Annotated in this window: 13 protein-coding genes; all 13 read left to right on the top strand. The window is 34.8% G+C overall.

Annotated elements, in window-relative coordinates:
* Positions 1-14: 14 nt before the first annotated feature.
* The 13 genes from radA to hrpA all read left to right on the top strand — a co-directional run bounded on the left by radA (position 15) and on the right by hrpA (position 16654).
* Positions 15-1391 (top strand): DNA repair protein RadA, encoded by a 1377-nt coding sequence (gene radA / locus ACFQ02_RS05960; RefSeq protein WP_380820559.1) that lies wholly within the window; start codon positions 15-17, stop codon positions 1389-1391.
* A gap of 120 nt (positions 1392-1511) precedes the next feature.
* Positions 1512-1991, top strand: coding sequence for a leucine-responsive transcriptional regulator Lrp (gene lrp / locus ACFQ02_RS05955; protein ID WP_380820556.1), 480 nt, complete (start codon positions 1512-1514; stop codon positions 1989-1991).
* Positions 1992-2027: 36 nt separating this feature from the next.
* Positions 2028-4919 (top strand): DNA translocase FtsK, encoded by a 2892-nt coding sequence (locus ACFQ02_RS05950; protein ID WP_380820553.1) that lies wholly within the window; start codon positions 2028-2030, stop codon positions 4917-4919.
* A 73-nt stretch (positions 4920-4992) separates the two neighbouring features.
* Positions 4993-5721 carry a mechanosensitive ion channel domain-containing protein gene (locus ACFQ02_RS05945; protein ID WP_380820548.1) on the top strand — a complete coding sequence of 243 codons (729 nt, stop codon included), beginning with the start codon at positions 4993-4995 and terminating at the stop codon, positions 5719-5721.
* 9 nt (positions 5722-5730) lie between these two features.
* The gene (locus ACFQ02_RS05940; RefSeq protein WP_380820544.1) at positions 5731-5937 is read left to right on the top strand and encodes a hypothetical protein; all 207 of its coding nucleotides are present in this window, start codon (positions 5731-5733) and stop codon (positions 5935-5937) included.
* A complete protein-coding gene (gene lolA / locus ACFQ02_RS05935) occupies positions 5934-6548 on the top strand; it encodes an outer membrane lipoprotein chaperone LolA (RefSeq protein ID WP_380820541.1) in 615 nt (204 codons plus the stop codon). Before ACFQ02_RS05940 ends, lolA begins: the two co-directional genes overlap by 4 nt.
* Before the next feature lie 28 nt (positions 6549-6576).
* Positions 6577-7920, top strand: a complete 1344-nt coding sequence (locus tag ACFQ02_RS05930; RefSeq protein ID WP_380820539.1) for a replication-associated recombination protein A — start codon at positions 6577-6579, stop codon at positions 7918-7920.
* 90 nt (positions 7921-8010) lie between these two features.
* Positions 8011-9300: a serine--tRNA ligase gene (gene serS / locus ACFQ02_RS05925; protein WP_380820536.1), complete on the top strand. Its 1290-nt coding sequence runs from the start codon at positions 8011-8013 to the stop codon at positions 9298-9300.
* A gap of 68 nt (positions 9301-9368) precedes the next feature.
* Positions 9369-9578 carry a cation transporter gene (locus ACFQ02_RS05920; RefSeq protein WP_380820533.1) on the top strand — a complete coding sequence of 70 codons (210 nt, stop codon included), beginning with the start codon at positions 9369-9371 and terminating at the stop codon, positions 9576-9578.
* Positions 9579-9604: 26 nt separating this feature from the next.
* Positions 9605-11869, top strand: coding sequence for a heavy metal translocating P-type ATPase (locus ACFQ02_RS05915; RefSeq protein ID WP_380820530.1), 2265 nt, complete (start codon positions 9605-9607; stop codon positions 11867-11869).
* A gap of 8 nt (positions 11870-11877) precedes the next feature.
* Positions 11878-12330, top strand: coding sequence for a DUF441 domain-containing protein (locus ACFQ02_RS05910; RefSeq protein ID WP_380820527.1), 453 nt, complete (start codon positions 11878-11880; stop codon positions 12328-12330).
* 18 nt (positions 12331-12348) lie between these two features.
* A complete protein-coding gene (locus ACFQ02_RS05905) occupies positions 12349-12732 on the top strand; it encodes a DUF423 domain-containing protein (protein ID WP_380820524.1) in 384 nt (127 codons plus the stop codon).
* 13 nt (positions 12733-12745) lie between these two features.
* Complete coding sequence (gene hrpA / locus ACFQ02_RS05900) at positions 12746-16654, top strand: ATP-dependent RNA helicase HrpA (RefSeq protein ID WP_380820520.1); 3909 nt, start codon at positions 12746-12748, stop codon at positions 16652-16654.
* Positions 16655-16803 lie beyond the last annotated feature (149 nt).

The following is a 16803-nucleotide window of genomic DNA, read 5'->3' as shown; positions in this document are numbered from 1 at the left end:
TAAGAGAATAAAAAATGGCAAAATCACCTAAACGAGCTTATGTATGTAATGATTGTGGAGCTGAGTTTTCTCGCTGGCAAGGACAGTGTTCAGCTTGTAAAGCATGGAATACTATCAGTGAAGTGCGGCTGGTTTCTGTACAGAATAATAAAGGAGATCGTTTTAGTGGATACGCAGGGGAAACGAAAGCAAAAATCCAAACTCTTGCACAAATTAGTTTACAAGAAGTCCCCCGTTTTGGCAGTGGCTTTAATGAGTTAGATCGTGTATTGGGTGGGGGTATTGTACCAGGTAGTGCTATTTTGATTGGAGGACAACCTGGTGCTGGCAAAAGTACTTTGTTACTTCAAGTAATGTGTAATTTAGCAGAAAAAATGACCGCACTTTATGTGACTGGAGAAGAATCGTTACAGCAAGTAGCAATGCGAGCTAATCGTTTAAGTTTACCAACTGAAAAATTAAATATGTTGTCAGAAACGTCAGTGGAACAAATTTGTAATTTAGCTGATCAACTTAAACCACAAATTATCGTAGTGGATTCTATTCAGGTCATGCATTTGTCTGATATTCAATCTTCTCCAGGTAGTGTTGCTCAAGTTCGTGAATGTGCTTCTTTTCTTACTCGTTATGCAAAAACTCGTCAAATTGCAGTTATTATGGTGGGACATGTAACTAAAGATGGTACATTGGCAGGACCTAAAGTGCTAGAACATTGTATTGATTGTTCTATTTTATTAGAAGGCGAAGCTGATTCTCGTTATCGCACTTTACGCAGTCATAAAAATCGCTTTGGTGCAGTGAATGAATTAGGTGTGTTTGCAATGACAGAGCAAGGTTTGCGAGAAGTGAAAAATCCTTCTGCAATTTTTTTAAGCCGTAGTGAAGAACAAACAGCAGGAAGTTCAGTAATGGTCTTATGGGAGGGAACTAGACCATTGTTAGTAGAGATTCAGGCTTTAGTTGATCATTCTATGCTAGCAAATCCAAGAAGGATTACTGTTGGATTAGAGCAAAATAGATTGGCATTATTATTGGCAGTATTGCACCGTCATGGAGGTTTACAGATGTCTAATCAAGATGTTTTTGTTAACGTAGTAGGAGGTGTAAAAGTAACAGAAACTAGTGCTGATCTCGCTTTGTTATTGGCATTGATTTCCAGTTTTCGTAGCCGTCCTTTACCATTAGATTTGGTCATTTTTGGTGAAGTGGGATTAGGTGGTGAAATTCGACCTGTACCCAGTGGTCAAGAACGCATTATTGAAGCCGCCAAACACGGATTTCGTCGGGCTATTGTTCCTTTTGCCAATAAACCAAAGAAATCCATCGCTAATATGCACGTTTTTACTGTAAAAAAATTAGCAGATGCACTGAATGCCTTAGATGATTTTTAGAGAAAAATCTTGTAAACTGCAACGAATAGGGATAGATTTTTTTAAATAAATAGGGATATACGGTAAAATTATCATGTTTTATATGAATAAGTCGTTATTTTTTACTAGGTGGAAAATATTATGGAGAAAAAACCGATGAAAGCCCTTGACAGTATTGATTTGAAAATTCTGGATGAATTACAACACAATGGCAAAATTTCTAATATTGACCTATCAAAAAAAGTAGGGTTATCTCCCACACCTTGTTTAGAAAGAGTAAAACGCCTTGAAAGACAGGGTGTTATCATGGGATACCGAGCGTTACTGAATCCTGAATTATTGGATTCACCTTTATTAGTGATTGTAGAAATTACGCTAGTGAGGGGACGACCTGATATTTTTGAACAATTTAATGAAGCAGTGCAACAACTTGATGAGATTCAAGAATGTCATTTAGTCTCAGGAGACTTTGATTATTTATTAAAAACTCGAGTTGCAGATATGGCAGCTTATCGTAAGTTATTAGGTACAACTTTATTGCGTTTACCTGGAGTAAATGACACTCGCACTTATGTTGTAATGGAAGAAGTAAAACAAACGAATTATTTGCAATTAAAATAATCAAAAAATTAACAAAATACTAATTAAATTTAAATAATGATTAAACGTATTACAGGACATTTTTATCCTAAATTTTATGTATCAAAATGCTTATTGGTTTTGATTGCCTTTTTAGGGCTTTATTTGCTTTTTGCATGGTCAAGCTATAGTCCATTGGACAGTTCGTGGGCGGTTTCATCTTCACAACATCAAACTATTAATAAAGCAGGTTCTTTGGGAGCTTGGATTATTGATTTATTTTTTGTGTTATTTGGTCAAGTTGGTAATATTTTTCCATTTATTATCTTTTTCTTGCCTCTGTATTGGATAAAGACAAAAAAAATACCGCACTTTTCCTTGGCTAAATTATCATTTCATTTATTTGGATTTGCGATGTTATTGTGCGGTTTAACCGTGTTGGCAAGTTTTTTATTATCTAGTACACCTTACTATTTATCTGGTGGTGTGTTAGGTGGTTTTTTAGTGCAGTTTTTCTTTCCTAAGCTTGATTTTGTTGGAGTAATATTAGGAGCTGTTATTTTTACGGTAGTTGGCTTTATTTGTTGTTCTGGTCAAGTGCTAATTGGAATGTTGTTCCGTTTTTATCGTTGGCTGACAATGACAAATAATGATCAACTTACAGATGAGAATGTTCAACCAGAAGCTGTGGATCAGCAACAATTTGAATTAGAAGAAATTATTGTTGACAAAAGCGTAATGGAAAGAGAACAGAATGTTCAATTCAGTGAGCATTCTAGCAATATAGTAAATGTAGAATCTTTTGTTGATATTAGTGGATTAGATGAAAATACTCATAAAGATCAAGAAAATTCATTACAGATAAAGAACTTGCACCTAACAGATACGTTAAGTACAAATGAAATCTGTGAAGATAGAATAACAAGAGAATCTCAATTATCTGATCATATCAAGACAAGTGAGGATCATGTTTTAAATTTTACTAAAACCCTTTATTCGCATGAACAATATGATGAGTTACCAAACGTTTCTTTAGAAGCAAATAACATGCCTAAAGCATCTAAAATTGCTCATACGCAAGAGCAAGATGCCACTACGCTTAGCCATGTGTTACCGATTTTTTATGATTCTTCACCTTTAAATGTTAGCATCCCACTAAAACAAAAAACAGATGAAAAGATAACCGCACTTATCAAAGATAGTAATCAGATTTCGATAGAGAATTTTGAACAATTAGCTACGCAATTTGATAATTTAGAAAAGCAACGTTTGATCGAAATGGAAAAACAATCTGAAGTGTTGGATGCTAAGGATGCTTTAGCTTGGATTCTATCTCAATCAAGCGATACAGTGGATACACAAGATGATAAACTTTTGCAAACAGCAGAAACAGAGGAAAATATATTATCAACACCTAAATACAAATCTTATGGTGAAACACTAATTCATCCCGCACTACAGAAAAAAATTACGGTAAACAATAAACCGACCACACCTTTGCCGTCGTTAGATTTATTAGAGCATCGTTTAACAGTTGCACAAGAGATCACTAGAGAAGAACTAGTGGAAACATCAAGAAATATTGAACAACAATTACGCAATTTTAATATAAAAGCAACAGTGAAAAATGCATTAGTTGGACCTGTAGTAACACGCTATGAATTAGAATTGCAACCTGGTGTGAAAGCAGCCAAAGTAACGAATATTGATCGAGATCTTGCTAGGGCACTGATGTTTCGTTCAATTCGAGTAGCAGAGGTGATTGCGGGAAAACCTTATATTGGTATTGAAACACCAAATGTGAAGCGACAGATCGTACCATTACGAGACGTGTTGGATAGCCGCGAATTTAAAGAGGCAAAATCTCCTCTTTCTATGGCATTAGGAAAAGATATTAGCGGAAATCCTGTGATTGTTGATTTGGCAAAAATGCCTCATTTACTAGTGGCAGGTTCCACAGGTTCGGGTAAGTCTGTTGGTGTGAATACAATGATTTTAAGTTTGCTATTTCGTGTTCAGCCTGAACAAGTTAAATTTATCATGATCGATCCAAAAGTGGTTGAGTTATCAATTTATAACGGTATCCCTCATTTACTAACAGAAGTAGTGACAGACATGAAAAAAGCAGCAAATGCGTTACGTTGGTGTGTTGATGAAATGGAACGTCGTTATCAACTACTATCAGCTTTGCGAGTGAGAAATATAGAAGGCTATAACGATAAAATAGATGAATATGAAAGAATGAACATGCCAATTCCAAATCCAATTTGGCGACCAGGCGATACTATGGATACTCTGCCTCCTCCGTTACAAAAGTTAACTTATATTGTAGTCATTGTTGATGAATTTGCAGACTTGATGATGGTAGCAGGCAAACAAGTAGAAGAGTTAATTGCACGCCTTGCTCAAAAAGCACGAGCTATTGGTATTCATTTGATTTTAGCAACTCAACGACCTTCTGTTGATGTGATCACAGGGTTAATTAAAGCCAATATTCCAAGTCGGATTGCATTTACTGTAGCGAGCAAAATAGATTCTCGCACGATTCTTGACCAAGGGGGAGCTGAAGCATTATTAGGGCGAGGTGATATGTTGTACTCAGGTCAAGGTTCATCAGAACTGATACGAGTTCATGGGGCATTTATGAGTGATGATGAAGTATCAAGAGTAGCAGATGACTGGAGAGCTAGAGGTAAACCTGATTATATTGAGAGTATTTTAGACGGTGCTGATGAAAATGATGATAAACATGACCGCACTTTTGATAATGATGAGCTTGATGATTTATTTGATCAAGTAATGGAATTTGTGATTAGCACAGGTACCACTTCTACATCAGCTGTTCAACGTCGGTTCCGAGTAGGTTTTAATCGCGCTGGACGAATTATGGATCAACTTGAACAACAGGGAATTGTGTCGCCATTGCAAAATGGTAAACGAGAAATTTTGGCTCATCGTACAGAATATTGAAAATTATTTATCAATCACATTGTCTAATTAATGCTTAATAACATTTATACAAAATAAATAAAGAGAGAACATCATGGAAACAAGTTTATTAACTGATATTCTAGTTGATGCAGAACAACAAGTAGAACATTTAGTGCCAGCGAAATATAAAAGTTGGGCTGACTTTCTTTTGAGCAGTGAAATGATTACTACTTATCTCTTTTTGATTACGTGTTTAATTTGTTATTTTATTTTACGTCGTAAGTATCATTCAAAAAAGACACATGTTGAGCATAATGAACAAGATGAGATTTTAGAAGAAATTGATAAAGATAGAGTTAAGTTTATTTTTTTACGTAATGGATTAATTATTTTTGTCTTTATTGGGTTATTCCTCATCTGGAAAGAAGAAATTAAAACCACATTTTTTTCTATTTCTTTTGCAATTATGGCAATTGTAGTTGCATTTAAAGAAATGTTATTAAGCATTACATCTTCTTTTATAGTGAAAAGTTTTAATATTGGCGATGTGATTGAATTTAAGGGTAAAGTAGGAACAGTAATTGATCGTACTATGTTGACTACTAGAGTAATGACGAAAAAAGATGGTTTAAATACAGGGCAAGAATTTGTTATTCCGAATGGAAATTTTTTAACTAACGAATTAACTGTCTTAACAAAATTAGGAAATTACACAACTCATTTTATTAATGTTTATGTAGATCATCGTAGCGAATTATTAACAGCTTCTCAATTGTTAAAAGAAATTGCAGAGGAAATTACGATCATGGATCGTTGCCGTGGTGATAAATTAAATAATTAGAAGAAAGAGTTGAAGAAAACAGAAGGGTTTGATATTCCATCGCATAAACCTTTCACTATTATTCACCCTGATGAAAAACCTTATATTACATTGAAATTTACTTGTGATTTAAGATATGCATTTATTTTACAACAAGAAATTATGGATACTTATTTAACTCGTTTACCTATAGAATTGGAAAAACAAAATAAATTAAAAATTAAGGAAAAAGTATGAAATTAATTATAAAACTAACCGCACTTTTTTTATTCTTTTTCAGTTCAAATATTTTTGCTGATGCAACTATTGAATTGCAAAATAGATTAGCAAAAACGACGAAATTAAAAGCAGATTATACACAAAAAATTAGTAATTCATCGGGTAAAGAAATTCAGCAAGGTAGTGGAAAATTTTATATTAAACGTCCTAATTTGTTTAGAATGGATAATCAGTCTCCGCAACAGAATTACATTATTTCTGATGGAAAAAATCTATGGTTTTACGATCCTTTTGTTGAGCAAGTTACAGTTAATGATTTAACTAAATCAATAAATAACACTCCTTTTATTTTATTGACAGGAAATGACCGCACTTATTGGCAGTATTACGCAGTAAAACAGCAAGGCGATAATTTTACGTTAACGCCAACATCAGATAAAAGTAATATTAAACAGTTTACGATCCGTATTGATAAAGATGGGATGCTAAAAAATTTCAGTACAATAGAAAAAGATGGACAAGTAAATTTGTATATTTTACGTAATATTACCAATCAAAATATTCAGGAACAGTTATTTCAATTCGTCGTACCCAAAGGCGTAGAAGTGGATGATCAACGTAAAAAATAGTTGAATTGTTTATAAGAGCGAAGTAGAAATGACAAATTTAAATTTGGATTTTGCAGAAAATGATTTTCGTCCTTTAGCTGCTCGTATGCGACCACAATGTTTAGAACAATATTACGGTCAGTCTCATTTGCTTGGTAAAAATAAGCCGTTACGCCGAGCTATTGAAGTTGGTCATGTTCATTCAATGATTTTATGGGGTCCACCAGGTACTGGTAAAACTACATTGGCTGAGATTATTGCCCACCGAATTAATGCAGAAGTGGAGCGAATTTCTGCAGTAACTGGTGGGATCAAAGAAATTAGAGAATCTATTGAACGAGCGAGACAGAATCGCTTAAGAGATCGTCGCACAGTCTTATTTGTTGATGAAGTTCATCGTTTTAATAAGAGTCAACAAGATGCATTTTTACCACATATTGAAGATGGAACAGTGATTTTTATTGGTGCTACTACTGAAAATCCTTCTTTTGAATTAAATAGTGCATTACTTTCAAGAGCGAGAGTATATCTGCTGAAAGCATTAACAGCCGTAGAAATTGAACAAGTTTTACAACAGGCATTACAAGATAAGCAGCGTGGTCTAGGAAAAGAGTCATTAATATTACGAGATAATGTATTGCATCTGTTGGCGGAATATGTTCATGGTGATGCGAGATTAGCGTTGAATTGTCTTGAATTAATGGCAGATATGGCAACAGAAAATGAAAAAGGTAAAATTTTAGACCGCACTTTATTGACGGAGATTTTAGGAGAAAAACATTTTCGTTTTGACAAACGAGGAGATCGTTTTTACGACTTGATCTCTGCTTTACACAAATCAATTCGTGGTTCAGCCCCTGATGCTGCATTGTATTGGTATGCGAGGATTATTACTGCGGGAGGAGACCCTTTGTATGTTGCAAGGCGTTTGTTAGCTATTGCATCAGAAGATGTGGGAAATGCCGATCCTAAGGCTATGCAAATTGCGTTAGCTGCTTGGGATTGTTTTACTAGAGTAGGTGCTGCGGAAGGGGAGCGAGCAATTGCTCAGGCTATTGTTTATTTGGCTGTTGCTCCTAAAAGTAATGCAGTATATTTAGCATTTAAGGCTGCGAAAAAACACGCCCTTGAAAATGCTGATTATGATGTGCCATTGCATTTACGCAATGCACCGACGAATTTAATGAAAGAACTTGGTCATGGAACAGAATATCGCTATGCCCATGATGAAGTTAATGCTTATGCGGCTGGTGAAAATTATTTTCCTGAACCATTGAAAAATACGCGATATTATTTTCCTGTACAACGAGGAATGGAGATTCAAATCGCTGAAAAATTGCAAAGATTGCGGGATTGGGATAAGCAAAGCAATAATATTCGTTATAGAGAGTGAGTGTTAGCTAGTTTATTTCACTAATTCGATCTAAAATGATGAAGTTATAGTTTAAAAAGTAAAAGTATTAATGTTAGCAAAGGGAAAGTTATGATAGATCCTAATTTATTACGTAATAATTTAGCAGAAATAGCAGAAAAATTAAAAGTTAAGCGTAATTTTATTTTAGATGTAGAAAAATTGATCGCACTTGAAGAACAACGAAAAGTATTACAAGTGCAAACAGAGACATTACAGTCAGAACGTAATTCTCGCTCTAAAGCTATAGGGATTGCTAAAGCAAAAGGTGAAGACATTGCCCCACTGTTATTAGAAGTTGAGCATATTGGTACAGAGCTTAGTGTAGTAAAAACAAAATTAGATAATGTACAAGCAGAAATCTATCAAATTGCTTCAACTATTCCTAATTTACCAGCAGATGAAGTACCGATAGGCAGAGATGACACTGAGAATAAAGAAATTTTACGTTGGGGAGAACCAAAACATTTTGATTTTGAAGTGAAAGATCATGTTACTTTAGGGGAAACTTTAAAGGGGTTAGATTTTGCTGCTGGAGTAAAATTAAGTGGTGCAAGATTTGCAGTAATGAAAGGACAAATTGCTAGAATGCACCGTGCATTAGCCCAATTTATGTTGGATCTACATACACAGCAACATGGTTATTTAGAAACTTACGTACCTTATTTAGTTAATCACTCTACACTATTTGGTACGGGGCAGTTGCCCAAATTTGGGGAGGATTTATTTCATACTGATCCACTTGAAGGAGAACAACCTTATGCCCTTATTCCAACGGCAGAAGTACCAGTTACTAATCTTGTACGTGACCAAATTTTAACCGAGGCAGATTTGCCCGTAAAAATGACCGCACATACACCTTGTTTTCGCTCAGAAGCAGGTTCTTATGGTCGCGATACACGTGGATTAATTCGGATGCACCAGTTTGATAAAGTGGAACTAGTGCAAATTGTGGAACCTGAAAAGTCTATGCAAGCGTTAGAAGAGTTAACAAGTCATGCAGAAAAAGTATTACAATTGTTACAGTTACCATATCGCAAAATGTTGCTTTGTACAGGAGATATGGGCTTTGGTTCATGCAAGACTTATGATTTAGAAGTGTGGTTGCCCGCTCAAAATACTTATCGTGAAATATCTTCTTGTTCTAATATGTGGGATTTTCAAGCTCGTCGAATGCAAGCACGTTTTAAAGGAAAAAATGACAAAAAACCGCGTTTAGTACATACTTTAAATGGTTCAGGTTTAGCTGTTGGACGTACATTAGTTGCAGTGTTAGAAAATTATCAAAATTCAGATGGTACTGTCACAGTACCCGAAATATTGCGACCTTACATGAATGGTCTAGAAGTGTTAGGAAAATAATTTTACTTTGTTGATAAGAATGAATGCAAAATTTGCATTCGTTCTGTGTTATGTCTTGAGAAATAAAAATGAGTGAAAATGAAATAGTTTTAAATTTAAAAGAACTATCTTGCCAGCACTGTATTAAAGCAGTAAAAAAAGCATTAGAAGCTATTGATGGTGTGGAAAGTGCAGAAGTCAGTTTACAACAAGCGATCATTAAGGGGAATGCTGAGCCTCAAAAACTCGTTAAAGCCATTATGGAAGCTGGTTATTACGCTGAAATTGCCATACAGTAGATTCGCTGTCAAACACTGGAAAGCCAGTGGATTTTTCTGATCCTGTGGCAGCGGAAAACTTAATAAAATCGCAGGATCAGATTAATTTACAATTAAATGGATTGAATTGTGCAACTTGTGTCGTTAAGCTACAAAATGCCTTGCAGAGTGTGGACCAAGTAGAGTTTGTACAAATTAATTTAGCAGAACAAACAGCATTAATTAAAGGGAAACCGAATACTGAACAATTACTCAATGTTATTCATCAAGCTGGTTATAGTGCTGAAATTATAGTTGATGAACAGCAGTATCGACAAATAAATAAGCAATATATTCAACAGGAAATTAAAAATCGAAAGTGGCAAGGTCTAGTCGCATGTTTCTTTGGTTTTTTAATGATGATTTGGAGTATATTAGATAATGAAATGACGGTTAATCAGCATAATCGTTTGTTTTGGCTAGTCATCGGTTTTTTTACATTGATTATTATGCTCTATAGTGGTCGTCATTTTTATCAAAGTGCGGTAAAAAATCTTAATAAAGCGACTTTAACTATGGATACTTTAGTTGCACTTAGTACGGGGGTAGCTTGGCTTTACTCTATGCTATTGTGTGCTTTTTATACTGATTTTCCTGAACAATCACATCATCTTTATTTTGAGTCCAGCCTAATTATTCTTGGTTTAATTAATTTTGGTAAAGCACTTGAAGCTAAAGCTAAAAAACGGTCTTCTGTTGCCCTAGAACGATTGTTAAACTTAACTCCTCCTACAGCTTTCGTTGTTGATAAGCATGGTGAACGGGAGATCCCGTTAAGTGCGGTGCAAAAATCAATGATTTTGCGTTTAAAAGTGGGTAATAAAGTGCCTGTTGATGGTGTTATTGTACAGGGTAATGGTTGGTTTGATGAATCAATGTTAACGGGAGAGCCTTTACCGTTACAAAAAAAACAAGGTGATAAGATCAATGCTGGTACAATTATTACGGATGGTACTTTATTATTTAGAGCTGAACAAGTTGGTAATCAAACAAGGCTGGCAAATATTATTCATTTGGTGCGACAGGCACAGAGCAGTAAACCTAAAATAGCATTATTAGTAGATAAAATTGTAGCTTGGTTTGTCCCTACAGTACTCGTGATTGCAAGTCTATCTAGTGTAATTTGGTTTTATTTTACAGCTCAAATTTCTTATGCATTAGTTATTTTCACTACTGTGCTGATTATTGCTTGTCCTTGTGCTTTAGGGTTAGCAACACCGATGTCAATTATTGGTGGCGTCGCTAGGGCGGCAGAGCTTGGCATTTTAGTGCGTGATGCTGATGCTATACAAAAAGCAACCACTGCAAACACACTTGTTTTTGATAAGACGGGTACAATAACACAAGGTAAGCCAAAAGTAGTGGCACTTTATTGCGTTGATGATAATGAAAATGATGCACTGAGGTTAGCTGCAAGTCTTGAGCAAGGATCTACTCATCCTTTAGCTAAAGCCATTTTAGATTTGGCAGATAATCGCTCTTTATCAACGTTACCTGTATCACAATTTCAAAACTTAGTTGGTTTAGGAGTGCAGGGCTATGTTCATGAACAACATTTGTTGTTGGGTAATAGAGTGTTAATGGAAAAAGAATATGTTGATTTAAAAGATTTTTTATTTATTGATGAAAGGAGCTCTAGACAAGGTGCGACAACAGTATTTTTAGCAATAGATAAGAAAATTACCGCACTTTTTGTCATCCAAGATCCCATTCGAGAAGATAGTTTTGCCAGTCTGCAACAATTAAAAAATCAAGGGTATCAACTTATTATGCTTACTGGCGATCAGAAAAAAACAGCAGATTTTATAGCCAAAGACTTACCTATTCAACAAGTGATTGCAAATGTAATGCCTGAAGATAAAGTTAAAGTAATCAAGCAATTACAGACAGATGATTGCAAAGTGATAATGGTGGGTGATGGTATAAATGATGCTCCAGCTTTAGCTCAAGCCAATGTTGGTATTGCCATGAGTAGCGGCTCAGATATTGCAATAGAAGTAGCCGATTTGACCCTTATACGACATAGTATAAGTGCGGTTGCAGATAGCTTAATTTTATCAAAAGCGATTGTGCGAAATATGAAACAAAATCTTTTTGCTGCGTTTATTTACAATATTATTTGTATCCCAGTAGCAGCTGGTGCACTATATCCGACATGGGGTATTCTACTCAATCCAATGATTGCTGGAGTTGCTATGGCACTATCTTCTATTTCAGTCGTTACTAACGCTAATCGTTTGCTAAAGTTCAATATTCCAAAAATTAAAATATAGAGATAATTATGTCCTTACAAATTAATTATATAGCACTATTATTAGTTGTACTGATTTTACTTGGTGTACTAGGTAATAATCATTCAATTACTATTTCCGCTACTATTTTGTTGTTAATGCAACAAACTTTTTTAGCTAAATATATTCCATTTATGGAAAAATATGGTTTAAGTATTGGTATTATTATTTTGACTATTGGAGTACTAAGTCCAATTGTGTCAGGTAAAGTTCAATTGCCAAATTTAGCCGCATTTTTTCACTGGAAAATGTTATTATCAATTGTAGTTGGAATTGTAGTTGCTTGGTTTGGTGGGCGTGGAATTACTTTGATGGGTTCTGAACCCTTATTATTAACAGGGCTACTCACAGGGACGATAATAGGCGTTGCATTTTTTGGGGGAGTGCCTGTAGGTCCTTTAATTGCAGCTGGTATTTTATCAATGTTGATAGGAAAATTTTAAATTATTCAAGGAATTATCATGAGAAATAAATGGTTATTTATTGTCGCCATAAGTGGTTTTTTTTGTGTTGCTTTTGGTGCCTTTTCTGCTCATGGGCTAGCCAAAACACTTGAACCTAAATCACTTGCTTGGATTGAAACTGGTTTAAAATATCAAATTTTTCATACAGTTGCTTTAATGGGGCTTAGCATCCTGCAATTATGCAACAAGAGGTTTTCAGCAAATAAATGGCTAAATTGTACTGCACTTAGTTGGGTTATTGGTATATTGCTGTTTAGTGGTAGCTTATATTTGTTTGCATTAGGTGTAAGTTTATCTTTGGTTTGGATCACTCCTATTGGTGGTACATCATTTTTAATTGGTTGGGCATTGTTATCGTATAGCTGTTTGAAAAAGATTTAATAACAAGATTTTTATGAAAAAGACAACTCAATTTCAGAACCTTAGTTCGTTACAAAAGAATTTGCTTGCTCAGTTGGCACACATGATGATAGTGGATTCGCGTCGTTTGTCTGCAAAAATTAAAGGATTGAATAATATTAGAAATGCAGAAGAACAACAGAAAGTTGTTGACGAGATCAAAATTGAAATTAAGTTAGCTCAAGAACGATTACAGCAACGAAAAAGTGCGGTAGAAAAAATAGTATTTCCAGAAAATTTACCCGTTAGTCAGCGAAAAGAAGAAATCTTAACTGCTATTGCTAATCATCAAGTGGTAGTCATTGCAGGAGAGACTGGATCTGGAAAAACTACACAGCTGCCAAAAATGTGTCTGGAATTAGGACTGGGTAAAAAAGGTTTTATTGGACATACTCAACCACGACGAATTGCTGCTCGTTCAGTAGCTACTCGGATTGCTGAAGAGTTAAATACACCACTAAGTCATTTAGTAGGGTATAAAGTGCGATTTAGTGATCAAATTAGTGAACACACGCAAATTAAATTAATGACTGACGGTATTTTATTAGCAGAAATTCAACAAGATAGATTTTTAAATCAATATGATACTCTAATTATTGATGAGGCTCATGAACGTAGTTTGAACAATGATTTTATTTTAGGTTATCTTAAGCAATTATTACCTAAACGCCCAGATCTGAAAGTCATTATTACTTCTGCTACTATTGATGTGGAACGATTTTCACGACATTTTAATAATGCCCCGATCATTGAAGTATCAGGTCGAACATATCCTGTAGAAGTTCGTTATCGTCCTATCTGTGATGATGAAGAGCAAGATCAACTGCAAGGCATTTTAAATGCGGTTGATGAGTTGCAAAGAGAGGGACGTGGCGACATTTTAGTTTTTCTTAATGGTGAACGTGAAATTAGAGATGTGGCAGAAGCCTTACAAAAACAACAATTACACCATACGGAAATTTTACCGCTATATGCTCGTTTGTCAGCACAAGAACAGAATAAAATTTTTTACTCTACTGGTATAAATCGTATTGTTTTAGCAACTAATGTAGCAGAAACATCACTCACTGTACCTGGTATTAAGTATGTTATTGATCCAGGTACGGCAAGAATATCTCGTTACAGTTATCGTACTAAAGTTCAGAGGCTACCTATTGAGCCTATCTCAAAAGCTTCAGCAAATCAGCGGAAAGGTCGATGTGGACGGGTATCAGAGGGGATTTGTATTCGCTTATATTCGGAAGAGGATTTCAATAATCGTCCAGAATTTACAGATCCTGAGATTTTACGTACAAATTTAGCTTCTGTTATTTTGCAAATGACAGCACTTGGGCTTGATGACATTCAATCTTTTCCTTTTGTAGATAGCCCAGACAAACGTCATATTCAAGATGGTATCAAATTGTTAGAAGAGCTAGAAGCATTTCGGTGGATAAAAACTAGAAATGGGAAAAAACGAGTTTTAACGGAAAGCGGTCGTCAACTTGCTCAATTACCCGTTGATCCTCGTTTAGCCAAAATGTTATTAAGTGCAGTAAAATTTAATTGTTTACATGAGGTAATGGTAATTGTATCTGCACTTTCTATTCAAGATCCGAGAGAACGTCCGCAAGAAAAACAAAAGTCTGCGGATGATAAGCATCGCCGCTTTATTGACAAAAAATCAGATTTTTTAGCTTTTCTTAATTTATGGCACTATATCCAAGCTAACCAAAAAGAATTGACTAAAAATCAATTTCGTCGTCTATGTCAAAAAGACTATTTAAATTACTTGCGAATACGTGAATGGCAGGATATTTACCATCAAATCCGTCTTACAGTTCGTGAAATGGGATTACCAATCAATTCCGAACCAGCAAAATATGATCAAATTCATACCGCACTTTTAGGTGGTCTGTTATCACATATTGGGCAGAAAGAATCAGAAAAACAACAATATTTAGGTGCAAGAAATGCACACTTTGCGATTTTTCCTAACTCGGTGTTATTTAAAAAACAGCCGAAATTTTGCATTGTTGCAGAATTAGTGGAAACTTCAAAATTATGGGGACGTATTGTGGCAGAAGTTGAGCCAGAATGGATTGAGCCACTGGCAAGCCACTTAGTGAAAAAATCCTATTCAGAACCACATTGGTCAAAATCTAAAGGAGCCGTATTAGCTTCAGAGAAAGTTAGCTTATACGGTATTCCAATAGTTGTTAATCGCCTAGTCAATTATGGCAACATAGACCCCGTAACCAGTCGTGAAATCTTTATTCAGTCGGCATTAGTAGAAGGGAATTGGTTCACTAAACATAAATTTTTTCATGAGAATTGTCGCTTAATTCGAGAAATTGAAGAACTAGAACATAAAACTCGTCGCCGTGATATTTTAGTAGATGATAAAACTTTATTTGATTTTTATGATCAACGTATTGGTACGGAAGTAGTATCACAGAGACATTTTGATGCATGGTGGAAAAGTGCGATTAAAAAAGATTCTGAATTTCTAAATTTTGAAAAAGCATTTTTAACTAATGAAAATGCTCAAGTGAGTGAGTTAGATTTCCCAAATTTTTGGTATCAAAATAATCTTAAATTAAAACTAAGTTATCAATTTGAACCAGGAACAGAGGCAGATGGTATGACTGTACATATTCCTTTAGCTTTGTTAAATCAAATTGAAAACATAGGATTCGACTGGCAGATCCCTGCTTTGCGAAAAGAGCTAATAGTAACGTTGATTAAATCTTTACCAAAAAATTTGCGTCGTAACTTTGTACCAGCTCCTGACTATGCAGAAGCATTTTTAGCTCGTATTAATGACTTTAATAAACCGTTAATAGATTCACTATGCTATGAATTTAAACGGATGACGGGCGTTAATTTGAGTAAAGAAGATTGGAATTTCGCACAAATTCCATCGCACCTGAAAATGACTTTTCGTGTGATTGATGATAATGGTAAAAAGATAGCAGAAAATTTTAGCTTGGATGAGTTGAAGTTTAATTTAAAAGATCAAATTCAACAAAGCATTTCCGCTATTGCTGACGATGGTATTGAGCAAAGTGGAATTCATCTCTGGAATTTTGCAGATTTGCCAAAATGCTATGAACAACAAAAAAGAGGATTTACGATAAAAGCTTACCCTGCGATTGTTGATGAAAAAGATGCTGTAGGAATTAAGCTATTTGAAACAGAATTTGAGCAGGCTGTTGCGATGCAACAAGGTTTACGTCGTTTATTATTACTTAATGTACCTTCACCGATTAAATATTTACACGAAAAATTACCAAATAAGTCTAAATTAGCTTTGTATTTTGCTTCTTTTGGTAAGGTGTTAGACTTAATTGATGATTGTATTGCTTGTGCAGTAGATAAATTGATTGCTGATTTTGGTGGTGTTGTTTGGCATCAACAAGATTTTGAAAAATTGCGGGACTACGTGCGATCAAATTTAAATGAAGTCACAGTGGAAATAGCTAAACAGGTAGAATTATTACTTACTAAAGCGTTTGAGCTAAGCAAACGTTTGAAAGGTAAAATGGATTTTACTATGGCATTTGCATTATCAGACATTAAAACTCAGTTAAATCAACTAATTTATGCAGGTTTTGTAGAAAAAACAGGTTATCAACGATTATCTGATTTATATCGCTATTTACAAGCGATTGATAAACGTATTGACAAGTTATCGCAAGATAGTAATCGTGATCGTGCTTTGATGTTGCGGGTGGAACAAGTAGAAAAGGCATATCAACTTTTGCTAAATAAATTACCAAAATCTAAGCCAATTCCTAGTAATATTGCTGAGATTCGCTACATGATAGAGGAACTTCGAGTAAGTTTATTTGCTCAACAACTAGGAACAAAATATCCTATTTCTGATAAACGTATTTTGAATTTAATTGAAACTATTCACTAGTTTAACCGCACTTTTACTTAATTCTATACAGTAGTTATGTGGAGATAAAGTGCGGTATATTTTTTGGCATTTGGCATTTGGCATAGAGTACATATTACTCTATAATGCGACTATACAAATAACTTAGATCGCACTTCATAATCAAGATG

The organism is Seminibacterium arietis (assembly GCF_042675725.1).
GTDB lineage: Bacteria > Pseudomonadota > Gammaproteobacteria > Enterobacterales > Pasteurellaceae > Seminibacterium > Seminibacterium arietis.
This window is presented reverse-complemented; position numbering and strand designations above follow the sequence as displayed.